Origin of the sequence: Kitasatospora sp. NPDC092286, assembly GCF_044755565.1 — a bacterium.
GTDB lineage: Bacteria > Actinomycetota > Actinomycetes > Streptomycetales > Streptomycetaceae > Kitasatospora.
In genome coordinates this window covers 134,364-161,341 of sequence record NZ_JBIVRD010000016.1, presented here as the reverse complement: position 1 = coordinate 161,341, position 26,978 = coordinate 134,364, and the positions used below count along the sequence as shown (strand labels likewise).

Sequence of the window (26,978 nt, the reverse complement as noted above, 5' to 3'; positions counted from 1 at the left end):
TTCTCTCTGCGTGTTCCGGGCGTTCGCGGACGCGCGGAGCCGTTCCGTTTCCGATTGTCGTCCGTGGACGGGGCCCGGCGGTAGCCGCGTGGCACCGACGGTGGCCCTGCCGCCCCAGACGTACCCGGAGTGACAGGGCCCCATTCTCGCCCAGCGACCGCAGGTCAGGCGCCCGCCGCCTCCGTCTCCCGGGCCGGCCCGGAGCCGCCCGCCGTCTGCTCGGCGGCGGCCGGGGCCCCGCCGGGGCCGCCGGTGATCCGGCCAGGGAGCAGGAACCAGGCCAGCAGGGCACCGACGGCGGTGACGCCGGCGGATATTCCGGCCACCACGTGCATGGCGTTGATGAAGGAGTCGTTGGCCGGACCGATCAGCTCGGCGCCCTGCGGCCCGAGCTTCCCGGCGATGGCCCGGGTGGCCTCCAGGGACTCGCCGGCCTTCTCCCGCAGGGCCTCGGTCGGCAGGTGGTCCAGCTTGTCGGCCATGCCGTCGCGGTAGACGGTGGAGAGCACCGCGCCGAGCACGGCGACCCCGAGCGAGCCGCCGACCTGGCGGAAGGTGTTGTTGATCGCCGAGCCGGCGCCGGCCTTCTCGCGCGGCAGCGAGGCCATGATCGCGACGGTGACCGGCGGCATGACGTGCGCCATGCCCGAACCCATCAGCAGGCCGAGCACGATCAGGACCCAGATCGGCGTGGTGACATCCAGCAGCAGGTAGCCGAGGAAGCCGAGGGCGATCAGCACCATGCCGCCGGCGCAGGTGGCGCGGATGCCGATGCGGTCGACCACCAGCCGGGCCCGGGGGGCGAACAGCAGCTGCGCGGCGGCCAGCGGCAGCATCAGCAGACCGGCCTGGAGCGCGCTGTAGCCACGCACGCTCTGTATGTAGAAGACGCCGAAGAAGGAGACGCCCATCAGCGCGAAGAAGACCACACCGACCACGACCACGGAGGCGCTGAACACCTTGTTGCGGAACCAGGTGACGTCCAGCGCGGGGTGCGCGGTGTGCTTCTCGAACCAGACGAAGGCGGCCAGGGCCACCACGCCGACCAGCATCGGCACCCAGGCGCCGACGGCGGTGAAGTCGGCCAGCTCGCCGCCCTTGATGATGCCGTAGATCAGCGAGACCAGGCCGATGATCGAGAGCAGCACCCCGACCGGGTCGAGCCGGCCCGGCTTCGGGTCCTTGGACTCGGGGACCAGCAGCACCATCGCGACCAGGGCGACGATCACGATCGGGACGTTGATCAGGAAGACCGAGCCCCACCAGAAGTGCTCGATCAGCAGGCCGCCGGTGATCGGGCCGATCGCGATGGCCAGGCCGACCGCGCCGGCCCAGATGCCGATCGCCTTGGGCTGCTCGGAACGGTCGAAGACGTTCATGATGATGGCGAGCGTGGCGGGCATCGCCAGCGCGCCGCCGACGCCCATCAGGGCGCGGTAGCCGATGAGTTCACCCGGCGAGGCGGCCAGCGCGGACAGCAGCGAGGCGACGCCGAAGACCACCATGCCGGCCAGCAGCGCGCGCTTGCGGCCGAAGCGGTCGCCGAGCAGGCCCGAGGTGAACAGCAGCCCGGCGAAGACCAGGGTGTACGAGTTGATCGACCATTCCAGGTCGCTCTGGCTGGCGCCGAGACCGGTGGGCGCCGGGGACGCGATGGTCTTCATCGCGACGTTGAGGATCGAGTTGTCGAGCACGACGACGAGCAGGGCGAGCACCAGGGTGCCCAGGATGGCCCAGCGCCGACGGTGGATTGCTTCCGGCACGCGGGGTGGCGCGGCTGCGGTGGTCATTGGTGTTCCCGTCCGTGGTGGCGTGACACTGGCGGGAATTTCCGAGTCGCATACGTCTCGTAACCCCCGGACCAGAGTAGCGCGACTTTCGATACGAGACGACTCCGTTTCGTAAAGACCGGGCAAAGACCGGTGTGCGGCAGATCGCACCGAACGGCGCGCACGCCTCTTTGCGCCCGCGCCGAGGCGTGCAAGCATGGAGGTGATCCGGGGACGCCGCACGGCGCCACGAGACGACAAACCTTCAGGAGCCCGTTCGATGAACGCTTCTTCGCCTTCGCCTGCCCAGAACCAGGCGTCGACCACCACCCTCTACGGCGGGGTCACCAACCGCCGCGTCACCGTCCGCGATCTCGCCGCGGCCAAGCAGCGCGGCGAGCGGTGGTCGATGCTCACCGCCTACGACGCCCTGACGGCCGGCGTCTTCGACGAGGCCGGGATCCCCGTCCTGCTGGTCGGCGACTCGGCCGGCAACTGCCACCTCGGCTACGAGACCACCGTGCCGGTGACCATGGATCAGATGGTGATGCTCGCCGCCGCCGTCGTCCGCGGCACCAAGCGCGCCATGATCGTCGCCGATCTGCCGTTCGGCTCGTACCAGGAGTCCCCGGCCCAGGCCATGCACAACGCGGCCCGGCTGATGAAGGAGGCCGGGGTCGGCGCCGTCAAGCTGGAGGGCGGCGAGCGCAGCGCCCGCTCGATCGAGCTGCTGGTCGAGGCCGGCATCCCGGTGATGGCGCACATCGGTCTCACCCCGCAGTCCGTGCACGCCTTCGGCGGCTACCCCGTCCAGGGCCGCGGCGACGAGGCGGCCCACCAGCTGCTGCGCGACGCCAAGGCCGTCCAGCAGTCCGGCGCCTTCTCCGTCGTGCTGGAGGCCGTGCCCGCCGAACTGGCCGCCCAGGTCACCGAGCAGCTGGCGATCCCGACCGTCGGGATCGGCGCGGGCGTGGACACCGACGCCCAGGTCCTGGTCTGGACCGACATGGCCGGCATGACGGCGGGCCGGGTGCCCAAGTTCGTCAAGCAGTACGCCAACCTGCGGGCCGTACTCGGCGACGCCGCCCGCGAGTTCGCCGCCGAGGTGACGGCCGGCACCTTCCCGGCGCCGGAGCACACCTTCCACTGACCGGCCGGCGGACGCCGCCGACAGCAGAGCCCCGCTCCCCGTGGAGCGGGGCTCCTGTCGTCTCCCGGCACCCGCCGACGGCGCCGTGACAGCGAGCCGACAGCGAACCGACAGCGGGCCGACCGGTCCGACCGGGCGGCGACAGACCGCTGACAGCGGGACCGGACAGCCTGAAGGCATGACACGCATCGCCACCGCCCCGAACGACCGGGGGCCCGCCGCAGGCAACGCCGTCGAGGTCCACGGCATCGTCAAGCACTACGGCGCCACCAAAGCGCTCGACGGTGTCGACCTCACCGTCCGCGAAGGCACCGTGCTCGGTGTGCTCGGCCCGAACGGGGCCGGCAAGACGACCCTGGTCCGCATCCTGTCGACCCTGATCAAGCCGGACGCCGGCACCGCCGTCGTCGGCGGCTACGACGTGCTGCGCCAGCCGAAGCAGCTGCGCCGCACCATCGGGCTGACCGGCCAGTACGCCTCCGTCGACGAACTGCTCTCCGGCTACGAGAACCTCTACCTGATCGGCCGGCTGCTGGACCTCTCCCGCCGGGACGCCAAGGCCCGCGCCACCGAGCTGCTGGAGCGCTTCTCGCTCACCGACGCCGCCAAGCGCGTCGCCAAGACCTACTCCGGCGGCATGCGCCGCCGCCTCGACCTGGCCGCCAGCATGATCGGCAGCCCCCGGGTGCTCTACCTGGACGAGCCCACCACCGGCCTGGACCCGCGGACCCGCAACGAGGTCTGGGACGAGGTGCAGCGGATGGTCGCCGAGGGCACCACCGTGCTGCTCACCACCCAGTACATGGAGGAGGCCGAGCAGCTCGCCGACGAGCTGACCGTGATCGACAAGGGCCGGGTGATCGCCGCCGGCGGCGTCGCCGAACTCAAGGCCAGGGTCGGCGGCCAGACCCTCCAGGTCCGCCCGGCCCACCCGGCCGAGCTGCCCGAGATGGCCCGCTGCCTGCACGACACCGGGGTCACCGCCACCTTCTCCGCCGACACCGGCCTGCTCTCGGTGCCGATCACCGGGGAGAAGCAGCTCACCGCCGTGGTCGGGGTGCTCGGCACCCGGGGCTTCGCCATCGCCGGCATCGACACCAAGGTGCCCAGCCTCGACGAGGTCTTCCTCACCATCACCGGCAAGCCCGCGGCCGCCGCGGACACCGCCCCCCGCCTCGTCAAGGAGCCCGTCGCATGAGCACCGCCACACTCGCCCCCGCCCGGGCGGAGGACAGCCGGATCGGTCTGGCCGGCACCTTCCGGCACATCGGCGCGCTGACCCGCCGCAACCTGATGCGGATCAAGGCCGACCCGGAGTCGATGTTCGACGCGGTGCTGATGCCGATCATCTTCACCGTGCTGTTCGTCTACGTGTTCGGCGGAGCCGTCTCCGGCAACCAGGACGCCTACAAGCAGTACATGATCCCGGGCCTGCTCGGGCAGACCGGCATCACCCTGGCGATGGCCGTCGGCACCGGGCTGAACAGCGACTTCCAGACCGGGGTGATGGACCGCTTCCGCACCCTGCCGATCGGCCGGGCCTCCGTCCTGCTCTCCAAGATCGCGGCGGAGACCTGCCGGGCCCTGCTCTCCTTCACCATCATGATCGTCTTCTCGCTCTGCATCGGCTTCGAGGTGAAGACCGGCCCGCTGGAGCTGCTGGCCGCGATCGGCCTGTCGCTGCTCTTCGGGATGTCGGTCGTCTGGATCTCGATGCTGCTGGGCATGGCGCTGCGCAGCGCCCAGGCCGTCCAGGGCGTCTCGATGCTGGTCCTGATGCCGATGCAGTTCGGCAGCTCGATCTTCGCCCCGGTCGACACCATGCCGGGCTGGCTGCAGGCCTTCACCCGGTACAACCCGCTCTCCGCGCTCGCCGACGCCTGCCGCGGCCTGCTCAACGGCCAGGGCGCGGTGGCCCATCCGGTGCTGATCGTGCTGGTCTGGTCGGCCGGCATCACCGCGGTCTTCGCACCGCTCGCGGTGGCCCGGTTCCGCAAGCGGACGTGACCGCGGGCCGTCGATCCACCGGTCGGCCGGCTTCGGGGGGGACGGGCCCCGAGGCCGGCCGGCCGGTCCTTTCCCGGCCCGTTCCCGGGGCGGCCGGGAGCGGACGGCCGGTCAGCCCGTGGGCGGGACGACCAGCCGGTCCAGCAGCTCGGCGGTCTGCACCGGGGTGAGGCCGTGGCCCTCGGCGAGCGCCGCCTCGTAACCCTCGTCCCCGAGCAGGGCGCGCAGCCCTTCCTCGGCGCGCTCCCGCTCCCGGCGGTCCAGGTAGCTGCCCTTCGGACCGTTCAGCCCGGCGTGCGCACCCAGCAGTACCGCGGCCCGACGGGCCGGTTCCGGATCGCCGTCGCGCTCGGCGAAGGCCTGCAGCACGCCGACGGCCGCGGGCGCCACCATGACCGTCATGTGCTCGCCGAAGCCGCTGGCGGTGTGCATCGAGCTCAGCAACGACCGCCCTCGCCGGAGCAGTTCGAGCCCCTGCTCGGGATCGCCGGCCCGGGCCAGGATCCAGCCCCGGGTGGTCGTCAGCAGCCCGCCGACCAGGCCGGGGGCGAACGCGCCGACCCGGCCCTGGTCCAGCAGCTCCAGTTCGGCCAGCGCCTGCTCGTACTCGCCGCGCTGGGCATGGATCCCACAGAGCATCAGACGGCCGAAGAGGAGCGCGCCGTTGGCGGCCTGGTTGGGCCCGGGCCCGTCGATGGAGACGAGGGCCGCCCGGATGACCCGTTCGCCCTCGTCGAGGCTCTCCTCCAGCAGCGCACTGCCCAGATGCACCCGCAGCATCGGCACCTCCTGCGGGGCGCCCAGCTCCTCGGCCAGCTCGATCGCCCGCCGGTACGCGTCGGCGGCCTCCCGCGACCGGCCCTGGTTGGCCATCGACTCGCCCCGGGCCGCGTAGGCCTGGGACATCCCCCAGAGGTCGCTGCTCCGGCGGTACAGCTCCAGCGACTCCTCGCCGTCCCGGACGCTCTGTTCGAGGCCGCCCGGCCAGTCGTTCATCACCTTGGCCCGGACCTGCAGGATGAACGCCAGGTCACCGGGCCCGCCGTGGACCCGGCAGCCCTCCACCGCGTCCTCCAGGAGCTCCTTCATCAGGTCCAGCCGGCCGACCAGGAAGGCCCCGAACACCCGCATCAGCCCGGGGAACCGGTACCCCTGCGGCAGCTCCGGGGTGTACACGTCGATCATGCGCTGCGAGATGGCTATCGCCTCCTGGTCCCCCAGGACCTCCAGGTTCCCCTCGAACAGGCCGACCAGCCGGTACATCGCGACCATCCGGCGGGTCTCCGCCGCGACCCCCTCGGGCATCGGCAGGCCGTACGCCAGCACGTGCCGGTCCAGCGGCACCGGCGGCGGGGCGTCCGGGGCGAACGGGTCCGGGCCGAGCGCCGCCACCGCGTCGTACCAGCCCCGGGCCTCCAGGCTGAAGCCGCGCAGCGACCAGTACCAGCTCATGCCGAGCGCGAGGGCCAGGCCCTCCTGCTCGTCGCCGCGGTCCACCGCGCGGCGCAGCGCGGCCCGGATGTTGTCCTGCTCGCGCTCCAGCACCGCCAGCCAGTCCAGCTGCTCCGGCCCGTGGATGCGCTCCTCGGCGGCGCACACCAGCGCGCGGAAGTGCGCGACGTGGCGGCGTTCGGTCTCGTCCCGCTCGGCCGCCCCGGCCAGCCGCTCGACGGCGTACTCGTGGATGGTCTCCAGCATCCGGTAGCGCGGCGGTCCGCCCCCGCCGAGGTCGGCGACCAGCAGGGACTTGTCGACCAGCGAGAGCAGCAGGTCGGCGACCTCCTCGCGGGGGACGTCGGCGTCGTCGGCGCAGATCGCCTCGGCGTCCTCCAGCGTCCAGCCGCCGGCGAACACCGACAGCCGGCGCAGGACCGCCCGTTCGCGCTTGCCGAGCAGGTCCCAGCTCCAGTCGACCACCGCGCGCAGGGTCTGCTGGCGCGGCAGCAGGGTGCGGCTGCCGGCGGTGAGCAGGGCGAACCGGCCGTCCAGGCGGTCGGCGATCTGGCGGGCCGTCATCACCCGCAGCCGGGCGGCGGCCAGTTCGATGGCCAGCGGCAGGCCGTCCAGCCGGTGGCAGATCTCGGCGCAGGCCTCCGGTTCGCGCCGCGGGTCGAAGCCCGGGCGGGCGGCGGCGGCGCGCTCGGCGAGCAGGCGCAGGGCCACCGGGTCGGGCAGCGGCTCGACCGGCAGGACGGTCTCACCGGGGACACCGAGCGGCTCGCGGCTGGTGGCGAGCACGGTCAGGCCGGGGCACTCGGCGAGCAGCCGGTCGGCCAGGTCGGCGGCGGCCTGGACCAGGTGCTCGCAGTTGTCCAGGACGAGCAGCATCCGGCGGCGGCCGCAGTGCTCGACCAGCCGGCGGACCGGGTCGTCGGTACGGGGCTCGATCACCTCGGCGACCATGCCGCCGGTGTGCAGGAGGGTCTCGCGCAGGCCGAGCGCGGAAACCACCGCGGCCGGGACGGCGGCCGGGCTCTCCAGCGGGGCGAGCTCGGCCAGCCAGACGCCGTCCGGCCAGGACCCGGCGGCCTGTTCGGCGCGGCCGGCCTCGACCGAGAGCCTGGTCTTGCCGGAGCCGCCGGGACCGGTCAGGGTGACCAGCCGACTGCCCGTCAGGGTGGCGCGCAGGGCGGCGAGATCGCTCTCCCGGCCGACGAAGCTGGTGAGCCGGCCGCGCAGATTGCCCGCGCTGCGGGCCGGGGGCGCCTCCGGCGGCGGCCCGGGCCGCACGGGGGCCGCGGGCTGCTCGGGCCGGTCCGCCGGGGCCAGCAGCTCGGCGTGGAGCAGCTGGAGCCGGCGGCCCGGGTCGGCACCGAGCTCGTCCGCCAGGGCGCGCCTGGTCCGTTCGTAGTGGCGCAGCGCCTCGGCGGTGCGGCCGCTCTCGTGCAGCGCCCGGACCATCAGGTACTGCAGCGACTCGTCCAGCGGCTGCCGCTCGCACAGCTCGGCCAGCTCCGCGGTGAGGTCGGCGGCCCGGCCGAGGCCGAGGTCGGCGGTGATGCGGTGCCGGCAGGCCTCGTCGCGCTGCGCCTCCAGCCGGGTGGCGGGGCCGCCGCGGTCGGGCAGGTCGGCCAGGGCGGGGCCGCGCCAGAGCGCCAGGGCGGCCCGCAGCCGCTCGGCGGCCAGCGGGTGGTCGCCGTTCTCCAGGGCCCGGCGGCCCTCGGTGGAGAGCCGCTGGAACTCGGCCAGGTCGGTCCGCGGGTCGGTGAGCCAGTAGCCGGCCGGGCCGGAGCCGACCTCGGCGCGGCCGATGGTGCGCCGCAGCCGGCCGACCAGGGTCTGCAGCGCGGCGGAGGAGTCCTGCGGCGGTTCGGCGTCCCACACCTCGTCCACCAGCAGGTCGGCCGGGACCGGCCGCCCCTGCCGCAGGGCCAGCGCGGTGAGCAGCGCCCGCAGCCGGGCTCCGCCGAGCGGGACGGGCGTGCCGTCGTCATGGTGGGCCGTGGTGGTTCCGAGGATGCCGTAGTGCACCCGCCCATTCTGGTCGATGCCCGCCGGTGCGCACGCACATTTGTCCCCGTCCGGAACCGGGACCGGGCTGCCGTACGTTCACCTGGGACGGCTTGTCCGGCGACGGGCCCGCCCGGCATGATCGGTCCTCTGCCCGCACCCCCGACACTCCCGGAGCACCCACACCATGACCTTCGCCGCAACGCAGCGCTCACGCAGCGAGGAGCGCCGGATCAGTCCGGTGTTCTGGGCGCTCCTCGCGATCCTGGGCACGTCCGGCTGGGCCGTCTACGCGGGTTACGGGAACGCCTCGTTCGGCGTCTTCCTGTTCGTGGTGGCGGGCTGGATGGTCTCGCTCTGCCTGCACGAGTACGCGCACGCGCGCACCGCGATGCACGGCGGCGACCTCACCGTCGGCGCCAAGGGCTATCTGACGCTCAACCCGCTCAAGTACGCGAACGTGCTGCTCAGCTTCGTCCTGCCGATCGTCTTCGTGATCCTCGGCGGCATCGGCCTGCCCGGTGGTTCGGTCTGGATCGAGCGGCACCGGATCAGCGGGCGGCTCAAGCACAGCCTGATCTCGGCGGCCGGCCCGCTGGTCAACGTGGTCTGCGCGGCCCTGCTGCTGGTCCCGGTCGGCGCGGGCTGGCTGGACGACCCGAAGGTGCACGCCGTCTGGCACGGCCAGGAGCTGGCCGTCTCGCCGCTCGCCCTGGCGCTGGGCTTCCTCGGCATGCTGCAGCTGAGCGCGGCCCTGCTGAACCTGCTGCCGGTGCCCGGTCTCGACGGCTACGGGATCATCGAGCCCTGGCTCTCCTACGGGACCAGGCGCGCGGTCGAGCCGTTCGCGCCGTACGGGATGCTGGCCGTGTTCGCCCTGCTGTGGCAGCCGGAGGTGAACCGTTTCTTCTTCGACGCCGTCTACGGTCTGATGGACGTGTTCGGCGTCGACCGGGCGTACGCGGTGTTCGGCCGGGAGCTGTTCACCTTCTGGAAGAACTAGCGCGTTTCGGTAGGAACCAGCGCGCCGGGGCCTGGGCGCGGGGCCTCAGGCGCGCTCGGCCGCGGCCTTCGCCAGCTTCGCCCGGCGCAGGTTCAGCCACAGGACGTTGCTGGCCACGCCCGCCAGCGGGATCCAGATCAGGCCCAGCCAGAAGCCCTGCACCAGGGAGACCACGGCGGCGGCGACCGCGAGAACGACGACGATCAGGGCGTAGCGGGACGTGCGGGGCATGGCGAAGGGCTCCTAGGGCCGGAAACGGTCGGCCCCCATTGTCGCCGACCTCACCTCCGGACGCGGTCCAGGGGTGAGGCCGGCGCCGGGGGTGTCACACGTCGGTGATCCGCAGGCCCGCGTGCGCCTTGTAACGGCGGTTGACCGAGATCAGGTTCGCCACCAGCGACTCCACCTGGTGGGCGTTGCGCAGCCGGCCCGCGAAGATGCCGCGCATCCCCGGGATCCGGCCGGCCAGCGCCTGTACGACGTCGGTGGCGGCGCGCTCGTCGCCGAGCACCATCACATCGGTGTCGATCCGCTCCACCGACTCGTCCTGGAGCAGCACCGCCGAGAGGTGGTGGAAGGCGGCGGTGACCCGGGAGTCCGGCAGCAGGGCAGCGGCCTGCTGGGCGGCGCTGCCCTCCTCCGGCACCAGCGCGTACGCGCCCTGCTTGTCGAAGCCGAGCGGGTTGACGCAGTCCACCACGATCTTGCCGGCCAGCTCCTCGCGCAGGGCGGAGAGGGTGGCGGCGTGACCGTCCCACGGCACCGCGACGATCACGATGTCGCTGTCGCGCGCGGTGGCCGCGTTGTCGGCGCCGCGGACGCCGAGGCCGAGTTCGGCGGCCGAGGCCTCCGCGCGGGCCGCGTGCCGGGAGCCGATGATCACCTGCTGGCCGGCCTTGGCGAGCCGGTGGGCCAGCCCCCGCCCCTGGTCGCCGGTGCCGCCGAGGACACCGACCACCAGCTGCGAGACGTCCGGCAGCTCATGGGCCGGGTTTGTCGCTGAATCGAGGGAAGTCATGGGCCGATCCTGTCAAACACCCGGTCCCGCGCGGCATTCTGGGCCGCATGGACGCGGTGAGAGTTTCGGCACTCGGGGAGCGCCTGGCGGGAACGGGCTGGCTGGAGGCGGTCGGCGGCTTCGCCGGCTCGCTGCGGCACGCGGTCTCCCGGCGCGGTGCGGGCGAACTTCTGCTGGTCGGCACCGAGGCGTACGAGCCCTGGCACCTGGCCGCCCATCTGCGGGACGAGGCCGCCTGGTCGGACGTCCCCCGGCTGGCGCCGACCCTGCTGCGCCACCGGGTGCCGGCCCGGGCCCCGGCCCATCTGGCGCAGGACCTGGGGCGGCTCACCGGGGCCGGGCGCGGCGCCACGGTGCTGGTGGTGGCCCCGGCGACGGCCGGCGAACCGCTGCTGGAGCGGGTGCAGGACGCCCGCCGCCAGGGCGCGACGGTGCTCGCGCTGGAGGGCGCCGGTCCCGCCGCCGCCGGTGAGCTGGCGGGCCTCGCGCACGAGCGGCTGGCGGTCGGAACGGCCGAGGAGGAGCCGTTCGACCTCGCCCAGCACCTGGTCAGCGCCGCCGCCGGGCGGCCGGCGGCCCGCCGCTCCGCCCTCGGCCGGCTGGCCGACCTCGCCGGGCGGCTCACCGCCGGGCCCGCGATCAGCCGCTGGTGAACCGCGGGCCCGGCCCGCCGACGGCCCCCGGCACCGGCACCGCACCGGCCCGCCGACGACCGCTCCCGGCGGGAAAAACCCGTTGCGGCGGCGGGCACGGGCGGCCGAGGATGTCCGTTCGTGAACGACGCCGAACCACCCCCGCACGGACGGCTGCGGACGCTCCTGCGTTCCCTCCGCCCCGACCTGGCCCCCTGGCACTCCTCACCGGACTTCCGGCTGCTCTGGCTCTCCGGGTGCGTCACCAGCCTCGGCAGCTATCTGACGTATGTCGCGGTGCCGATGCAGATCAAGGAGCTCACCGGCTCGTCCTTCGCGGTGGGTCTGGTCGGCGCCTTCGAACTGGTGCCGCTGATCGTCTTCGGGCTCTGGGGCGGCGCCCTCGCCGACGCGCTGGACCGCCGCCGGCTGGTGCTGTTCTCCGAGGCCGGGCTCGCCCTGCTCACCGGTCTGCTGCTGCTCAACGCGCTGCTGCCGACCCCGCTGCTCTGGCCCGTCTACCTGGTGGCCGCGCTGGTCGCCGCCGCCGACGGCCTCCAGCGCCCGGCGCTGGACTCGCTCACCCCGCGGATCGTCCCGCACGACCAGCTGACCGCCGCCTTCGCGCTCAACTCCCTGTACCGCAACGCCGGTTCGGTGATCGGCCCGGCGCTGGCCGGGATCATCGTGGCGTTCGCCGGGGTGCAGACCGCGTACGCGCTGGACGCGCTGACCTTCGGTGCCTCGCTGCTGCTGCTCGCCCGGATCCGCGCGGTGCCGCCGCCCACCGGCGCCGAGAAGCCTTCCGTCCGGGCCGTCCTCACCGGGGTGCGGTACGCCTGGAGCCGCAAGGACCTGCTGGGCACCTACGCCATCGACACCTGCGCGATGCTGTTCGCCTTCCCGGTGGCGATCTTCCCGTTCCTCGCCTCGGAGCTGGGCGCGGACTGGGCGCTCGGCCCGATGTACGCCGCCGAGGCGGTCGGCGCGCTGCTGGTCTCGGCGACCAGCGGGTGGACTTCACGGATCCACCGGCACGGCCGGCTCCTGGTGGTCGCGGCGCTCGTCTGGGGCACGGCGATGGCCCTGGCCGGGCTGTCCGGCAGCGTCTGGCCGGTGCTGCTCTGTCTGGCCCTGGCCGGCGGCGCCGACCAGATCAGCGGCATCGCCCGCTCCACCATGTGGAACCAGTCCATCCCCGACGGGGTGCGCGGCCGGATGGCCGGGGTGGAGCTGCTCAGCTACTCGATCGGCCCGCAGCTCGGGCAGGTCCGGGCCGGCGGCATGGCGGGGCTGGTCGGCGTCCGCGCCTCGGTCTGGGCCGGCGGGATCGCGTGCGTGGTGGGTGTGCTCGCCCTCGCCGCCGCCCTGCCCAGCCTGCTGGCCTACGACGACCGCACCGACCCGCACGCGGCCGCCGTCCGCGCCGAACACGAGAAGGCCGAGAGGTCGGAGCGTGAGCAGGACGGGCAGGGGGCGGCCGCCGCCGGGCCGGCCGCCTGAGGCCGGGCCGGCTACCGCGCGTCGCCGTCCGCGGGCTTGTCGTTCCAGCGCTGGTCACTGGTCCACTCGCGGTTGCGCTCGTCGGCGATCTCCAGCGCGTGGGCCGCCTCCTCGCGGCTGGCGTACGGGCCGAGGCGGTCCTTGGCGGGGCATTCCGGCCCCTCCTCCACCTTGGCGTGCTTGATGCAGTAGAACCATTCACCGGGCTTGCCGGTCGGCTTGCGATGGAATCCCAGGGGCATGGTGGTCACTCCCGTCGACGGATGCGTCATACCGATCATTCCCCGGCCCCACCTGTCCCGCACACCCCCGGCCGGGTCCGGCCCGGCGGCTAGACTCGCGGCCATGGCTCTCGTACCCGGCATCCAGTCCCCCACCCGCAAGGTCCCGGCGCACATCGCCCGCCCCGAGTACGTCGGCCGGCCCGCACCGACGCCCTACACCGGGCCCGAGGTGCAGACCGACGAGACCATCGAGAAGATGCGGATCGCGAGCCGGATCGCCGCGCGGGCGATGGAGGAGGCCGCGAAGCTGATCGCGCCGGGCGTCACCACGGACGCGCTGGACGCCGTCGCCCACACCTACATGTGCGACCACGGCGCCTACCCGTCCGACCTCGGCTACCGGGGCTTCCCCAAGTCGGTCTGCACCTCGATCAACGAGGTGATCTGCCACGGCATCCCGGACTCGACCGTCCTCCAGGACGGTGACATCGTCAACATCGACGCCACCGCGTACATCCACGGGGTGCACGGCGACCTCAACGCCACCTATCTGTGCGGCGATGTGGACGAGGAGTCCCGGCTGCTGGTCGAGCGCACCCGGGAGGCGCTCAACCGGGCCATCAAGGCGGTCAAGCCAGGCCGCCAGATCAACGTGATCGGGCGGGTCATCGAGTCCTACGCCAAGCGTTTCGACTACGGCGTGGTACGGGACTTCACCGGGCACGGCATCAACACGTCGTTCCACTCCGGCCTGATCATCCCGCACTACGACAGCGAGCGGGCCACCGAGGTGATCAAGCGCGGGATGACGTTCACCATCGAGCCGATGCTGACCCTGGGCACCTACGACTACGAGATCTGGGCGGACGGCTGGACGGTCGTCACCAAGGACCGCAAGCGCACCGCCCAGTTCGAGCACACGCTGGTGGTCACGGCCGACGGCGCGGAGATCCTCACCCTGCCGTAGCCGTCGCGGCGACCGTAGCCGTGGCCGTCGCGGCGACCCCCGGTGGGCGCGGGCCTCAGCCGATGAGCCACTGCTCCTCGGCGACCGCGCCCACCTCGGTGCAGGCGTCGGTCAGCACGTCCAGGACGCGCAGTGGGTCCGGCAGGGGCTGCTCGGGCCCGCGCAGCCAGCGCACCTCGGAGCCGTCCGGCAGCGCGGCGGGCGGCAGCAGGGTGTACGAGCCGCGGCAGTGCCAGCGCAGACCGGGGTGCTCGGACATGGTGTCCGGCGTGGAGTCCAGCGCGCTCGGCCACCACTCGTCCTCGTCGACCGGGGTGCCCCTGGTGGCGGTGAAGAAGAGGTAGCGGTCCTCGCCGACGGCGGCCACCGGGCCCTCGACGCCCAGCGCGGCGAGCCGCTCCAGGGCGAGCCGGCCGGCCTCGGCCGACACGTCCAGCACGTCGTGGGCGCGGCCGGTGGCGGTGACGAAGTTGGCCCGCGGGTCGCGGGAGAGCCAGCGGGCGAGCTGCTCCGGGTCGGTGGTCGCCTGGGTCTGCCAGGCGAAGGAGACCGGGTGCTGGGCGGGGGCCGGGCAGGCCACCCGGTCACAGGAACACCGGTAGCCGGCCGGATGCGCGGCGGGTGCGAGCGGGAAACCGGCGCGTACGGCGCCGAGCAGCTGGTCCAGTCTGGCGGCGGGGCTGTCCACGTCACCCGACCGGGCCCGCTGCCGCTCACGCTTCTGCCACCAGGTCGTCCACCTGCTGCCGGCTTCCATCGGGCCCCTTCCGCGCACTGCCATGCCTGGTGTGACACAGCATTCGACGTACCACTGGACGCAACGCACGGCGCCCCCCGCTGCTTCCCGGGGTGGTGCTCGGCCCTGTCGTCCGCGCCCTGCCGACCGGTGCCCGGGGTTGCCGGACGGCCGACGCCGGGTCACGGTACGGAGTCGCGGCAGCACGCAGGCTGCGCCTCGGCGGGCGCGCCGATGTGCGCCTCACCCGGCCCGTACAGGCCCGCTGACCCGGGTGAACCCCGAGGGCGTACAGGAAGGATAAGGGTGCGCGGGGCCTGCGGATGACCGGGGGCGGTGCCTCTCCGGTCACACTCCCGCCACCGGCCCGCCACCACCCCTCCCCCTCGCCGACCCGGGCCGCCGGGGGAATCGCGGCGAGGTGAGACCCTGGTGGAGTGAAGAGCGCGGACACCGAATTCGTCGGCGGCCCCCTGGACGGCCGGATCCTGCCGATCCCCCTGGGGCCGATGTACGGCGTGCCCAGGACGTACAAGGTGCCGGTTCCCTCACACGGGGACAGTCCGGCGCGCACACTGGTGTACGTCAGGGCCAAGCAGCAGCGGGGTGCCGGCTGGTTCTGGCGCTACGAGTTCGACGAGGCGGCCACCGACCGCGCCTCCGGGTGACCGCCGATCCCCCCGGGAGGACGGCGATGGCGAAGACCGTACGACACCCCCGCCCCAGGGCGACACCCCGGGCTGCGACGCGCCGCAACCGGCAGGCGGTCTGGCTGACCTCCGCGCTGCTGGTGGTGGTCGGCGCCTACTGCGCCGCCTTCGGATCGGACGGCTGGCTCTGGTTCGGCTGGGCGGTGCTGCTGCTCGTGTGCCTGGGGCTGTTCGCCATCCGCCCCTGAGCGGCGGCACCGCCCGCCCGCTCGCCCCGACCGGTCACGCGTCCTCGGCTCAGGCGTCCTCGGCGAGGATCAGATACAGCTTCTTGCGGGCCTCGTTGAGCACGGCCAGACCCTTGGCGCGCTGCGCCTCGGTGCCGGTCGCCATGACCTGCCGGATCGCGTGGTCGACCGCGCCGAGCGCCTGATCGACCTCCTGGACGGCCTCCCAGTCGACCTCGCGGCCGGCCTCCGCCCACGGCTCGGCGGGCCCCGCCTCGGCCTGGGCCCGGCCGGCCTCGGTGAGCGAGACCAGTCGCTTGCCACCGACCTCCTCGGCGGTGATCAGACCCTCCTCCTCCAGCAGCTGGAGGTTGGGGTAGATCGAGCCCGGGCTCGGCCGCCAGGCCCCGCCGGTCCGCTCGGTGATCTCCGCGATCATCTCGTAGCCGTGCATCGGCCGTTCCTTGAGCAGCGCCAGCAGCGACGCCCGGACGTCCCCGCGCCGGGCCCGTCCGCCGCGCCGGCCACGCGGACCGTGCCCGCGCCCGCCGTGCCCGCCGAAGCCGTGACCGAACGGCCCGCCGACCGGACGGCCCGGACCGCCCCCGCCGAACAGCGGCCCGAAGGAGCCGAACGCCTCCCGGCCCTCGAACCCCTCCCCGGGCATCCCCCCGAACTCCGGGCCCGGTCCACGGCGCCGTCCGCCGCGCGGGCCCTCCTCACGAAATCGCCTCCCTGAGCGCATCGCGCCCACCTCCCGGTCTGTCCGGACAGTCGTCGAGTAACTGTCTCGATATCTCGACGATATATCGGTGACTGTCGCTCGTCAACGCTCCCCGACACGGTCCGCCTACCAGCGGTTCGAGCGCGGCCGTCCGGGGTCGATGATCTCGTCGTCCTCGTCCGGCAGTCGTACGTGCCCCGGAACGGCTGATCAGCGGCCGTTGTCCGGGTGGTAGACGCTGAGGTTGCCGTAGGCCGGCAGAACGCCCGCCAGGTCGCCGGGTTTGTCCTGCAGAACGGCGTCCAGGAAGGCGAGGGTGGCTGCGGCGACGACGCGCGGGCTCTCGGTGCGGCCCAGGGAGCCGACTATCGAGGGCACGGGCGGCAGATACAGGGGGCCGTCCATGAAGGTGAGATGTGCGGCGCCGGGGATGGTGAGCCGGTAGCTCGTCGCGGTGCTGGACTTGAGCACCTCGGTGAGGCGGGGTACGTAGCGCGGGTCGGTTCCCGGGGTGACGGCCTGGGTGAGCGCGAGCGTCGGCCGGTCGAGGGAGGGCGAGGTGGGGCCGTGGGGGTAGCCGTCCAGATCGATGACGGCGTCGAACCGGCGATCCTGCCGGGCCGCCTGCAGGGCGGCAGCACCCCCCATGGAGTGGCCGGTAACCGCGACCCGGCTGGTGTCCAGGCGTCCGCTCAGCGGGCCGGCGATCTCGCCTCGGTCCAGACTGTCCAGCTGGGTGAGGACGAAGCTGAGGTCGGCGGCTCGGACCGCTGTCCAGTCGGCCGCCAGCTTGTCGTCCTCGTCCGGGTCGCCGCTGGAGGCGGTCTCGGTGGTGATCGTCCGGCCGTCGGCGAGGACGACGGCGGCGGAGTCGTACGGGTGGTCGAGGGCGGCGACCACATAGCCGTGGCTGGCCAGTTCCTCCGCCCAGGCGGTGTTCTGGGTGCGCACTCCGCCCGACCCGGGAGAGAACAGCACGACCGGGAACCGTTCGCCCCCACCGGCCACCGGGGCGTTGAAGACCGAATGGGTGCGGGCACGCGGAACACCGTCGACCAGGAAGCCCGGCAGGCCGACTCCGCGGGCGAGGGCGTCGGAGACGGTGCGCGCCTCGGCCTCCGTGCGTCCGAGGTACTGGGCCCGCTGCGCGCCTGCGGGGCTCTTCTGCGCGGGGTACCAGAGCTGGACCACGACGGTGCGCCGGTCGTCCGGATCGGCGGTGAAGGTCTCGGGGCGGCCCGGGTCGGTCCACTGCACCACGCGGGTGCCGACCGCGAAGTCGCCCGACGGCTCGGGGAACACGGGTACGGGAAAGGCCCAGGCGGCCACCGGGCCCGTGGCGACCAGGCCGACGCAGGCCACCGATCCCGGCAACGCCAGCCACCAGCGGGCCCGCCACGCCGGCCGGCCGGTACGGCGTCGCAGCAGGGGAGAGAAGGCGAACGGCAACGCGAAGGCAGCGCCTGCCAGTACCGGCAGCATCTGCCAGCGGATCCCCGCCGCACTCAGCAGGACCGCGGACAGCACGAGAACCGCCCCCGCCACGATCGTGACGCGTGGGCGGGCGGCGGGGGGAAGCCAGCGCGCCACCACCAGTGCGACGGCGCCCAGCAAGGCAAGGATTTCCAGGGGGGACATGTACAGTCCCGCGATGATCTCGGTCACCCGGCCATACTCGGCGCCGGGTATGCGCTGCCACATCGATCCCGGGTCGCCATCGTGTGCGACCGGGGTCGCGATCCGTGGCGGGTCCCCGTGCAACCGGAGCAGCAATCGAGCACGCCGGATCAGCGGCCGCCCTGCGACCACGGGAGGTGGCGGGACTCCTCCTGCGGTCGTATCCCGGCACGGTGCCATCAGACGGTGGGCTCATGTGCTTCGCGGGGCCCGCGGCCTACCGTGACAGGGCTGCGGTACGTGCCGGGCAGCGCGAGGCGTACGTTCCCCGTACTCGACCCGGATCCGGCTGTACGCGGTGGCAGCCCTGGCCGGGGCCACCATGATGCCGAATCGACAGGGACGTGTGATGACCGAGGCGGCCGCGGAACCCGGCCATGCCCACCGGGTACGCCACCGGGACCGGGTGCGGTGGGCGAGGACAGCCTTACGGCTGACCGGGTACGCCGACCTGGCCTCCGCACGAGCGGCGCGACTGGTGACAGCCGCCGGGCGCTGGGGCTCCCGGCTGCCGCCCGTGGTGTGGGACTCGCTGCTGCCGACGCTTCTCCTCTTCAACGTCGTGACCACACGCGCGCCGCAGGAGCTGCCGGTGGCCGTGGCCCTCACCGCCGCCCTTGCGCTGCCCCTGGTGTGGCGGCGCCGGGCCCCGCTCACGGTGTTCGGCGCCGTGGCGGCCGCGGCCTTCGTCCAGTGGCTGATGGACGTCCAACTGCCGGCGGACATCGCCTTGCTGGTGGCTCTCTACACGGCGGCCGCGAACTCGGGCCGGCGCGGCACGCTTGTCGCCGGTGCCATCGTGGAGGCCGGGGTCCTTCTGGCCTGCCTGCGCTGGGCGGCGGAAGGCGCATTCCTGACCCCCTTCGTCGCGGTCACCGCGATGGCCGTCGCCGCCGCCGTCCTCGGTGTGAATGTGCGGACCACGCGCGCCTACCTCGCGGCCCTGGAGGAACGGGCCGCACGCCTGGAGCAGGAACAGGAACAGCAGGCGCGACTGGCCGTCGCCGAGGAAAGGACACGCATCACCCGGGAGATGCACGACATCGTCACCCACAACCTGTCCGTCATGGTCGCGCTCACCGACGCCGCCGTCTACGCGCAGCACCGGTCGCCCGACCGGACCACCACCGCGATGCTCCAGGTCTCCGAGACAGGCCGACAGGCCCTGACCGACATGCGGCGCTCGTTGGGCATCCTGCGGACCGACGAACCGGACGCGGAGCGCCACCCGTTGCCCGGCATCGCACAACTGGAGACCCTCGCCGACCAGATGTGCGCTGCCGGGCTGCCGACCCGCCTCGAGGTCCACGGCGGCCACACCCACATACCCGCCACCGCACAACTCACCGTCTACCGCCTGGTACAGGAAGCCTTGACCAACTCCCTCAAGCACACACCCACCGGCACACACGCGAAGGTCCGGATACGGTGCTCAACCGAGACCGTCACCGTGGACGTCACCGACAGCGGCCCCTGCCCGCCACTTCCCGCCGCCACACCATCCGGCCACGGCATCCCCGGCATGCGCGAGCGCTCGGCCGCCTACGGGGGGAAGTTGCGGGCCGGACCGCTTCCGGGCGGCGGCTGGGGAGTCCATACCCTCCTCTTCCTCGGCAGCAGCGGAGCGGCGTCCGCATGACGATCCGCATCCTGATCGCCGACGACGAAGCGCTGCTCCGGATGGCCTTCAGCACGGTCCTGGAGGCCCAGCCCGACATGGCACCGGTCGGCGAAGCCGCGGACGGCACCCAGGCCATCCGCCTCGCCCGGGAGCTGCGCCCCGATATCGTCCTCATGGACGTCCGGATGCCCGGGACCGACGGGATCGAGGCGACCCGACAGGTCATCAGAATCTCCCCGCAGAGCAGAGTGCTGATCCTCACCACCTTCGACCTGGATGAATACGCCTTCGCCGGACTCAACGCCGGAGCCTCGGGCTTCCTGCTGAAAAACACCAGGCCCGAGGAATTTCTCACCGCGATACGCAGCGTCGCCGCGGGCGACGCGGTGGTCTCCCCGCGGATCACCCGACGCCTGCTGGAGAACCTCCGCCCGCACATCCCCGACGGCAGCAGCGCCGACCGCGACGAACGGCTGAGCCGGCTCAGCGCCCGTGAACGCGAGGTGCTCGTCCAGGTGGGCCGCGGCCTGTCCAACACCGAGATCGCGGCCACCCTGTACCTCGCGGAGGCGACCGTGAAGTCCCATCTGGGGCGAATCCTGCACAAGCTCGAACTCCGCGACCGGATACAGGCCGTGGTCTTCGCCTACGAAAGCCGCCTCATCCACCCGGCCTGACGCCGCCGGAGCCAACGGCGATGTCCTCGGCCCCGGGCGTCACCAGCGCTGCACGGGCGGGTACCGGGAGTGTCACGGGGGTGCCGGCAGGGTCGGCCAGCCCCGGCAGACCGTGCCCGGACGTCGGAAAGACACCCGCCCCCGTGCCCGTCCCCGCTCCGGCTCCACCACCGCACCCGCGCACCGCAACCGGTCCAGCAACTCGGGCAGATCCTCCAGAGTCCGCGCCGGCGCCGTCCCCGGCTCCTCCTCACGCAGCACACCCAGCACATAGTCCAGGTCCTCCAACGCGGCCCGGGCCGACTCCTCGATACCACGCAGAGCCGCCCGCGCCGCCACCGGATCGACGCAAAACACAGGTACGGGCCAGCCCGACCACGACGATCAGCGCCGCCCGGACCAACAGGGTCAGCACGAACTGAACCCCGTAGGGAGCGGACCGCCACGCCAGCGCCGGCAGCATGGCGAAAGGCAGCAACGGCAGACTCGCCAGCGCCCCGCAGCCGGCGAACAACGCACCCGCATACGTGGAGCCGCGCAGCAACGGCCGGATTCCCCTGATCATGATCGTCAGTATGGCCGGGCAGCCCACCGGCGATCTCCCCCGATCGAGGGAGCGTTTTCTCCCGCCTTCCCGCGATGCGCACCCGAGGCCCCGGAAACCAGGATCGTGTCCTGACCAGCAACCCCTCCCCGGCAAGGACGAGCATGATCGTGCGAAACAGACGAACAGCATCTCTTCTGGCTGTCGGCGCCGTGGCAACTCTCGTTTCGGCGCTTACTCCCGCAACAGCCTCCTCCGCGTCCGAGGCCTCCGCGGCCAAGGACCCGCTGTGGCAGTACACGCAGCAGAAGCCGCGGTGGCAGCGCTGCGACGCGGGGAGCCCCGCCACCTATCGGTGCGCGACTCTCAAGGTGCCGCTGGACTACAGCGATCCCGGTGGCAAGAAGACCGACATCGCGATATCCCGGCTGACGGCCGGCAGTGCGGAGGAACGTCGCGGCGTTCTGCTGCTCAACCCCGGCGGCCCCGGCGGGCCGGGCCTGAATCTGCCTGTCGACCCGGAATTGAACCTCCCCGAGGAAGTCAGGAAACGGTACGACCTCATCGGATTCGACCCGAGGGGCGTCGGACAGAGCTCTCCCGTCAGCTGCGGTCTGACCGACGACGAACAGAACTTTGAACGCCCCTACAGGGCCGGGACATTCGCGGCGGATGTGGAGTGGGCGCGCACGGTGGCCGACAAGTGCCGGGCCAAGGGGGGTGACACACTGCGGCACCTCACCACCCGCAACACCGCTCGCGACATGGACGTCATCCGTGCCGTGCTGGGCGAGAAGAAGATCTCCTACCTGGGGTTCTCCTACGGCACCTACCTCGGCGCCGTCTACACGCAGATGTTCCCCCGGCGGACCGACCGGTTCGTGCTGGACAGCGCGACCGACCCCGCACGGATCTGGCGGGGCATGTTCCAGGAGATGGCGGAGGGGACCGAGGCCGCCTTCACGCGATGGAGCGAATGGACTGCCGAGCGGCACACGACGTACAACCTGGGTGATTCCCCGGCCGAGGTCCGCAAGACCTTCTGGGACCTGGTCGCCCAGGCCGACCGCAAGCCCATCGACGCCGACGGGAAGCCCCTCACCGGTGACGGCATCCGCGCCGAGCACGCCACGTTCTTCCACGTTCAGGCCGCCGCCGAATGGGTCGCCCGGCTGAAGAAGGCGGCCGAGGGCAAGAAGCCGGCCCCGTCCGGCACCCCCGAGCGGACCCCGGGCCCCGTCCCGCCGGCCTTCGCCCGTGACGTTCCCCCGGACAACGAGGCCGCGAGTGCCTGGGCTGTCCTGTGCGCCGACACCCGTACGTGGCCGCGCGACCCCGAGCAGTACCGCCGCGACGCGATCCGCGACAAGGCCCGGTATCCGCTGTACGGCGATTTCGCGTCCAACATCAAGCCGTGTGCCTTCTGGAAGGAGGGCAGCGAGCCCGGGACAACGGTGAACAACAAGGTCGGTGCACTGATCCTGCAGAACGAGTGGGATCCCGGAACGCCCCTGGCCGGCGGCCAGGGGATGCACCGGGCCCTGCGCGGCTCCCGGATGGTCACCGTCGCCGGAGGTGAGGGGCACATCGTCCACGGCTCCAACTCCTGTGCGGACAAGAGCCTCACGGCCTATCTGACCACGGGCAGGCTCCCGGCCGAGGACCTGACCTGCCGAGCGCCGCAAGCCTCCTGGGCCGACGCCCCGGGAACGCCGCCCCGTCACGACCGCCCTCTCGGAAGAGGCCTCGGACCCCGGCTGGACCGACCGGGTGGTGTCGACTCTCCCTGAACGTCACATCCGCCGGGACCGCCCCCGCCCGGGCCGAGCCGCTACGGTGGCGGGCATGGCCGGTGAAAGAGATCTTGCGACGTTGCTGCGCGGGATGCACCCGCAGCTCAACCCGGGGCGGTACGTGTACTGCACGCTGCCCGCGAAGGTGCCCGCCGGGATGCGGCCGGTGGTCACCGTCGCCGAACCGGAGGGGGTGACGGTGGTGGTGGCGCAGGAGGAGGCGGACGCGCTCGGACTGCGCTACGAGTACGTGGCGGCCTGGATCACGCTGCGGATCCACTCGGCGCTGGAGGCCGTCGGCCTGACCGCCGCCGTGGCCGGCCGGCTCGCCGAGGAGGGGATCAGCTGCAACGTGGTGGCCGGGTTCCATCACGACCACCTGTTCGTCGCCGCCGACGCCGCCGAGCCGGCCGTCCGGGCGCTGGAGGAGCTGGCCGCCCGGTCGGCCTGACCGCGGGCCCCGCCCGCCCGTCCGCCTGATCGCCCGCGCCGGGTGGCCGCTCCCGGGGGCGGCTCCGACACTGGGAGGGACCGAGCGGCTCACCCGGCCGCCCGGCCCCGACAGCAAGCCCCGTACCAGGAAAGGGAGACGGCCCCATGGCGGTCTGCGACGTCTGTTCCAACGACTACTGGCTGGCCTTCGAGATCAAGACGATCACCGGCGACGTGTACACCTTCGACAGCTTCGAGTGCGCGATGGAGAAGCTCGCGCCGCGCTGCGAACACTGCCAGGTCCGGATCGTCGGCCACGGCGTCGAGGTATCCGGCCGGTTCTTCTGCTGCGCCAACTGCGCCCGCGTCAACGGCGGCCTGGGCGACCGGATCCGCGACGCGGTCGGCGCCCACCCGGGCTGACCGGGCCAGGGGGGAAGAGGGGGCGGACGAGGCGGCCTGCCGCCGATCGAACCGGTTGTCGATCGCCCACTGCGGACTCGAATCCGGCAGCATCTTTGGCCACCCGTTCGAGCGAATGTGACGCAGGTCTCACCCTTGGGTGGCGCTCCGGCTGCGCGTTCGGCTCGCCCACGCCTATATTTGAGGCATTCCTCCCCGCCGTCCGGGCATAGCCCGCACTGGCGGGGATTATTTCGTTCCTGGGGGCCTGGAGCGCCCCGTGGGGAGGGGCGCGTGCCGGACCGGGTCATCGTCTTCCTGGACTACCAGAACGTCTACGGAGGCGCGCGTCGCCGATTCCACAGCCACTGGGAACCCTCAGCCTGTGGTCATGTCAACCCAGTGGCGCTGGCCCAGCACATCACCCGGGACAGCCCTTATGACAGGCAGCTGACCCAGGTCCGGATCTACCGTGGACAGCCGGACGCGACGAAACAGCCCGGTTCATACGGCGCGTCCCGTCGCCAGCACGCCATGTGGCAACGCGACCCCTTGGTACACCTGGTGACCCGGCCGTTGCGATACCCGCAGGGGTGGCCGGCGGACCCCGCTCAGGAGAAGGGCATCGATGTCCAGCTGGCCGTCGACTTCGTCGCCCTGGCCTCCCAGGACGCATACGACATCGGCATCATGATGTCGGCCGATACCGATCTCAAGCCCGCGCTGGAGTTCGTCGCCGCCCTCAACAACAACCGGAAGCCGCGGGCCGAGGTCGCGGCCTGGTCCTCGGCGGGGCAGCACTCCCCCCGACTTTCGATTCCAGGAACGTCGCTGTACTGCCACTGGGTCGGTGATGCCGTGTACCGGCAGGTGAAGGATACGACTGACTACGCCAAGGCCCCGTGAGCGAGAGCACCGGCTGCCATCATCGGCGCATGCGTGCCACGCCGCGAAGGACAAATGACCCCTGATCTGCGAAAGCGCAGGTCAGGGGCATTGCCTCAAGTCAGGGGGCGGACGAGGCGGCCTTATACGCCGGGAACTGTCGCCATATGAGCTGTGAGCTGCGGCGATGTCATCCGTCGGGGCCGGATCGCCACGCGATCGCCACGCCCCGGCCAACCGCCACGCATCAGGCCGCCTCCTCGTCGTCCACCTCCACGACATCCGGGATCGCAACGTCCTGGTCTCCGTGAAGAAGACCGTTTCGAGGGCCTTCCGGTCCCGGGCCGCCGCTCCCTTCACCTGGTGGTGGTAGGTGCCCTTCAGCTCCTCCGCCGAGGCGTGGCCCATGTAGAGCTGCACGGTCGCCTCCGGCACGCCTTGATCGAGGGCGTGGGAGGCGAAGCTGTGGCGAAGGTCGTGGAACCGGAAGTCCGCCGGAAGGCCCGCAACGGCCAGGGCTCTCTTGAATGTCTTTTCGAAGGGAATCTGCCGGGTCAACTCCCCCAGATGTCCCGGCGCGTACAGACCCTTCGCGATGGTGACGGTACGAGCAAGCACGACAGTGGCACAATCATCGGACAACGGGACCCCTTCGGGCAGGAAGACCTTGGTCGGCTTCCTGGCTCTACCCGGGGTCCCGCCTTCATGATCTCCACTGCTGCCTTCGGCGGACTGGAAAACCACCCGGACGTGGTCTTGACCGGCCCAACCGCCCCTTAACTACGCGGCATTGGGGTACTTCATCGGTGCAGCCATGGCAGAGGCTCCCTTCTCGCGACCTATCAGGTCATGTCCGGCAACCTTCCGCACCTCGGGGGAACCTCACGGTTGCTGCCGAACCAGCCGTGACTATCACCGATGAGCCGTCCGTGACGGAGGCCGAGCAGGACCACCAGGACGATGCCGGAGAGGACGACGCGACCGAGGCTGAGCCGGGGGCCCGTCCGACCGTGATGGTGTCCGGTGAGATCCCCGGGTACGAGTGGGACGACGCGCGGGGGGCCGTCCGCAACCTGGGCTATGAGGTGGTGGGCCGTGCGGACAGCAGCACCGTTCTGATCATCTGCGGTGAGGGCGCGGAGCGAGCAACTAAGAAGCTGCAAGAAGCAGTTGAGTACCTGCTTCTCTGCTTTGACGCCACGCGGCCGGGTGCGTTCCGTGACGCCGTGTGCGCCGGAGAGTTCAGGGGCGGTGACCCCCTTCCCGAACCGGTGAAGGTGGACGCTCAGGCCGTCAAGGCCAAGTCCGAAGCGCAGGCCATACGTGACTGGGCCAAGGCCCAGGGCTACACGGTGAACGCCAAGGGTCCCATCCCCGCATCGGTCCGCCACGCATACCGGGTGGCAGCCAAGCAAGCGGCCTGACCAGCAGCACGTACCTGGGTGGCCGGGGTCGGCCCGGCCACCCGATCCCAACCAGTCTCAGGATAAGAGAAGTTGAGCACCATCGCCCTGTACGGGCCCATCGGCCGGGCCGTCGAGAAGGTCAGCCCGTACGTCGAGTGCGATCCGGTCGGCATCTACGTAGCGGCCCTCTCGTTCTGGAGTGCTGCCATCGGCCAGACGGTGAAGGTGTCCAGCCGGGGCAATGCCCGTCCGGCCCTGGTCTGGAGTGCGTTGGTCGGTGGCACGGGCAAGGGGAAGGGCACGGCTCTGCGGGCCGCCCAGCACATCATGAAACCTGCCCTTGGCCGCTTCCTGGAGACTCACACCACGTCCGGGATCACTTCCGGTGCGAGCCTGGTGAATTACCTTGCCGAACAGATGGAGGCCACGGAGAAGACGGAGGCCGGACGCGACGTCCGGGCCCTGGTGGTGGAGGAAGAGTGGTCGGAGGTCCTGCGACGTGTGCGGCGCGATGCCAGCTTCACCGCCAAGCTCCGAAGCGCTTGGGACGGGGCCCCCATCCGGAACACCACGAAGGCCGAGGCCCAAAGCGTGGACGATCCGGCGGTCGTATTCCATGCTCACATAACGCCTTCGGATCGGTCCAAGTACATCGGGGCTACGGAAGCGGCCGGAGGCAGCTACAACCGCATCATGCCCTTCACGCTGGGGACCGTGCCGATGCTGGACGACGACGGGGCCACCCTGCCTGAGGTGAACGGGTGGGATCTGACTCAGGCCTACTACTGGGCGGCCGGGGACAGCCACGTGATCAGCCTCGGAGAGGACGCCCGGCCGCTGTGGAAGGTCATCCGCCGGTACGCCCGGATCATCTCGGAGAACCTTCCCGAGGCGCAGGCCGTGTACGTCGAGCGGACGGCCGAACAAACCATCCGGGTGGCGGCCTGCCTGGCCGCCTCTGAGCGGCTGGAGGTGATCGACCCCGCCTGTCTGGCCGCCGCCTTCTCCCTGGTGCGCTACAGCGTCCGCTGCGCGGTCAACATCACCGGTGGCACGGCGGCGACTGCCAAGCCCACCCGCCGGGTGCCGACACTGGCGGATAAGGTCCGAGCCCGGATCGAGATGCACGGGGGCAAGGCGAAGTCCTCCGAACTGCTGCCGCACGTGGGTGCCTCCGCCGATGAGGTCAAGGCCCTGCCCGGAGTGAAGGTCACCCTGGACCGCTCCGGCCTCGGCCGCCCGGCCACGGTCTACACCCTCACAGAGGAGGAGGCCGGTCACGCTCCGAACAGCCGGCCGCAGACTCAGCGTGACGAACGCCCGGCCACCGTGGTCCGCATGGACACCTACCGCCCAGCCAAGACCACGCCCCCGGTTCCCGTGTCCGCTCCCACTCCCCGCCCTGAGCCGGTCGTGACCGGGAACCCGTTCCTGGCGCTGCTCTGAACGCTCGAAACAAAGCAAACCGCCCCGGCCAACTC

The 26,978-nt window shown here is 72.1% G+C and carries 26 protein-coding genes; 17 read left to right on the top strand and 9 right to left on the bottom strand.

Annotation, left to right across the window (positions count from 1 at the left end; translation table 11 throughout):
- Positions 1-164 precede the first annotated feature (164 nt).
- Positions 165-1,790, bottom strand: coding sequence for an MFS transporter (locus ACIQIB_RS18845; RefSeq protein WP_363609979.1), 1,626 nt, complete (start codon positions 1,788-1,790; stop codon positions 165-167).
- Between the two features lie 259 nt (positions 1,791-2,049).
- Between ACIQIB_RS18845 and panB the strand changes: the two genes are divergently transcribed.
- The 3 genes from panB to ACIQIB_RS18830 all read left to right on the top strand — a co-directional run bounded on the left by panB (position 2,050) and on the right by ACIQIB_RS18830 (position 4,926).
- Positions 2,050-2,919, top strand: a complete 870-nt coding sequence (gene panB, locus ACIQIB_RS18840; protein ID WP_363609981.1) for a 3-methyl-2-oxobutanoate hydroxymethyltransferase — start codon at positions 2,050-2,052, stop codon at positions 2,917-2,919.
- A gap of 178 nt (positions 2,920-3,097) precedes the next feature.
- Positions 3,098-4,117: an ATP-binding cassette domain-containing protein gene (locus ACIQIB_RS18835; protein WP_363609983.1), complete on the top strand. Its 1,020-nt coding sequence runs from the start codon at positions 3,098-3,100 to the stop codon at positions 4,115-4,117.
- The gene (locus ACIQIB_RS18830) at positions 4,114-4,926 is read left to right on the top strand and encodes an ABC transporter permease (RefSeq protein WP_363609985.1); all 813 of its coding nucleotides are present in this window, start codon (positions 4,114-4,116) and stop codon (positions 4,924-4,926) included. Before ACIQIB_RS18835 ends, ACIQIB_RS18830 begins: the two co-directional genes overlap by 4 nt.
- A 111-nt stretch (positions 4,927-5,037) precedes the next feature.
- Here the strand turns inward: ACIQIB_RS18830 and ACIQIB_RS18825 are convergent, their stop codons facing one another.
- Positions 5,038-8,397 carry a BTAD domain-containing putative transcriptional regulator gene (locus tag ACIQIB_RS18825; protein ID WP_363609987.1) on the bottom strand — a complete coding sequence of 1,120 codons (3,360 nt, stop codon included), beginning with the start codon at positions 8,395-8,397 and terminating at the stop codon, positions 5,038-5,040.
- Positions 8,398-8,563: 166 nt separating this feature from the next.
- On the opposite strand from ACIQIB_RS18825, the gene ACIQIB_RS18820 reads away from it, so the two are divergent.
- On the top strand, positions 8,564-9,379 hold the full coding sequence (locus ACIQIB_RS18820; protein ID WP_363609989.1) for a site-2 protease family protein: 816 nt from the start codon (positions 8,564-8,566) through the stop codon (positions 9,377-9,379).
- A gap of 45 nt (positions 9,380-9,424) precedes the next feature.
- On the opposite strand, the gene ACIQIB_RS18815 is transcribed toward ACIQIB_RS18820, so the two are convergent.
- On the bottom strand, positions 9,425-9,610 hold the full coding sequence (locus ACIQIB_RS18815) for a hypothetical protein (RefSeq protein ID WP_363609991.1): 186 nt from the start codon (positions 9,608-9,610) through the stop codon (positions 9,425-9,427).
- Between the two features lie 94 nt (positions 9,611-9,704).
- Positions 9,705-10,397 carry an NADPH-dependent F420 reductase gene (gene npdG, locus ACIQIB_RS18810; protein ID WP_363609993.1) on the bottom strand — a complete coding sequence of 231 codons (693 nt, stop codon included), beginning with the start codon at positions 10,395-10,397 and terminating at the stop codon, positions 9,705-9,707.
- Between the two features lie 47 nt (positions 10,398-10,444).
- Between npdG and ACIQIB_RS18805 the strand changes: the two genes are divergently transcribed.
- Both ACIQIB_RS18805 and ACIQIB_RS18800 read left to right on the top strand, forming a co-directional pair.
- Entirely contained in the window at positions 10,445-11,050 is a 606-nt protein-coding gene (locus tag ACIQIB_RS18805; RefSeq protein ID WP_363609995.1) for a hypothetical protein, read from the top strand.
- Positions 11,051-11,170: 120 nt separating this feature from the next.
- Positions 11,171-12,532, top strand: coding sequence for an MFS transporter (locus ACIQIB_RS18800; RefSeq protein WP_363609997.1), 1,362 nt, complete (start codon positions 11,171-11,173; stop codon positions 12,530-12,532).
- An 11-nt stretch (positions 12,533-12,543) separates the two neighbouring features.
- Here ACIQIB_RS18800 and ACIQIB_RS18795 read toward each other — a convergent pair whose 3' ends face one another.
- On the bottom strand, positions 12,544-12,774 hold the full coding sequence (locus ACIQIB_RS18795; RefSeq protein WP_363609999.1) for a hypothetical protein: 231 nt from the start codon (positions 12,772-12,774) through the stop codon (positions 12,544-12,546).
- Positions 12,775-12,877: 103 nt separating this feature from the next.
- Between ACIQIB_RS18795 and map the strand changes: the two genes are divergently transcribed.
- Positions 12,878-13,723: a type I methionyl aminopeptidase gene (map, locus tag ACIQIB_RS18790; RefSeq protein WP_363610001.1), complete on the top strand. Its 846-nt coding sequence runs from the start codon at positions 12,878-12,880 to the stop codon at positions 13,721-13,723.
- Between the two features lie 55 nt (positions 13,724-13,778).
- On the opposite strand, the gene ACIQIB_RS18785 is transcribed toward map, so the two are convergent.
- Positions 13,779-14,480, bottom strand: coding sequence for a bifunctional DNA primase/polymerase (locus ACIQIB_RS18785; protein WP_363610003.1), 702 nt, complete (start codon positions 14,478-14,480; stop codon positions 13,779-13,781).
- Between the two features lie 416 nt (positions 14,481-14,896).
- On the opposite strand from ACIQIB_RS18785, the gene ACIQIB_RS18780 reads away from it, so the two are divergent.
- Together ACIQIB_RS18780 and ACIQIB_RS18775 are read left to right on the top strand one after the other, a co-directional pair.
- Positions 14,897-15,127: a hypothetical protein gene (locus tag ACIQIB_RS18780; RefSeq protein WP_363610005.1), complete on the top strand. Its 231-nt coding sequence runs from the start codon at positions 14,897-14,899 to the stop codon at positions 15,125-15,127.
- Positions 15,128-15,153: 26 nt separating this feature from the next.
- Positions 15,154-15,357, top strand: a complete 204-nt coding sequence (locus tag ACIQIB_RS18775) for a hypothetical protein (protein WP_363610111.1) — start codon at positions 15,154-15,156, stop codon at positions 15,355-15,357.
- Between the two features lie 49 nt (positions 15,358-15,406).
- On the opposite strand, the gene ACIQIB_RS18770 is transcribed toward ACIQIB_RS18775, so the two are convergent.
- Complete coding sequence (locus ACIQIB_RS18770; protein WP_400659763.1) at positions 15,407-16,003, bottom strand: PadR family transcriptional regulator; 597 nt, start codon at positions 16,001-16,003, stop codon at positions 15,407-15,409.
- A gap of 267 nt (positions 16,004-16,270) precedes the next feature.
- A complete protein-coding gene (locus tag ACIQIB_RS18765; RefSeq protein WP_400652323.1) occupies positions 16,271-17,761 on the bottom strand; it encodes a dienelactone hydrolase family protein in 1,491 nt (496 codons plus the stop codon).
- Positions 17,762-18,086: 325 nt separating this feature from the next.
- On the opposite strand from ACIQIB_RS18765, the gene ACIQIB_RS18760 reads away from it, so the two are divergent.
- From ACIQIB_RS18760 to ACIQIB_RS18735, 6 genes are all read left to right on the top strand, one after another.
- Positions 18,087-19,376 (top strand): sensor histidine kinase, encoded by a 1,290-nt coding sequence (locus tag ACIQIB_RS18760; RefSeq protein ID WP_400759096.1) that lies wholly within the window; start codon positions 18,087-18,089, stop codon positions 19,374-19,376.
- Positions 19,373-20,035 carry a response regulator gene (locus tag ACIQIB_RS18755; protein WP_400759093.1) on the top strand — a complete coding sequence of 221 codons (663 nt, stop codon included), beginning with the start codon at positions 19,373-19,375 and terminating at the stop codon, positions 20,033-20,035. The genes ACIQIB_RS18760 and ACIQIB_RS18755 overlap by 4 nt, the downstream gene beginning before the upstream one ends.
- Before the next feature lie 708 nt (positions 20,036-20,743).
- Entirely contained in the window at positions 20,744-22,369 is a 1,626-nt protein-coding gene (locus ACIQIB_RS18750) for an alpha/beta hydrolase (protein ID WP_400759091.1), read from the top strand.
- Positions 22,370-22,424: 55 nt separating this feature from the next.
- Positions 22,425-22,823, top strand: a complete 399-nt coding sequence (locus tag ACIQIB_RS18745; protein ID WP_363610017.1) for an ACT domain-containing protein — start codon at positions 22,425-22,427, stop codon at positions 22,821-22,823.
- A 146-nt stretch (positions 22,824-22,969) separates the two neighbouring features.
- Positions 22,970-23,227, top strand: a complete 258-nt coding sequence (locus ACIQIB_RS18740; RefSeq protein WP_363610019.1) for a Prokaryotic metallothionein — start codon at positions 22,970-22,972, stop codon at positions 23,225-23,227.
- Between the two features lie 273 nt (positions 23,228-23,500).
- Entirely contained in the window at positions 23,501-24,112 is a 612-nt protein-coding gene (locus tag ACIQIB_RS18735; protein WP_400652312.1) for an NYN domain-containing protein, read from the top strand.
- A gap of 81 nt (positions 24,113-24,193) precedes the next feature.
- On the opposite strand, the gene ACIQIB_RS18730 is transcribed toward ACIQIB_RS18735, so the two are convergent.
- Entirely contained in the window at positions 24,194-24,649 is a 456-nt protein-coding gene (locus ACIQIB_RS18730; protein WP_400759117.1) for a tyrosine-type recombinase/integrase, read from the bottom strand.
- 371 nt (positions 24,650-25,020) lie between these two features.
- Here ACIQIB_RS18730 and ACIQIB_RS18725 point away from each other — a divergent pair, with 371 nt between their 5' ends.
- Both ACIQIB_RS18725 and ACIQIB_RS18720 read left to right on the top strand, forming a co-directional pair.
- Complete coding sequence (locus tag ACIQIB_RS18725; protein ID WP_400759089.1) at positions 25,021-25,515, top strand: histone-like nucleoid-structuring protein Lsr2; 495 nt, start codon at positions 25,021-25,023, stop codon at positions 25,513-25,515.
- A gap of 72 nt (positions 25,516-25,587) precedes the next feature.
- On the top strand, positions 25,588-26,943 hold the full coding sequence (locus ACIQIB_RS18720; protein WP_400759087.1) for a DUF3987 domain-containing protein: 1,356 nt from the start codon (positions 25,588-25,590) through the stop codon (positions 26,941-26,943).
- The last annotated feature ends 35 nt before the right edge of the window (positions 26,944-26,978 follow it).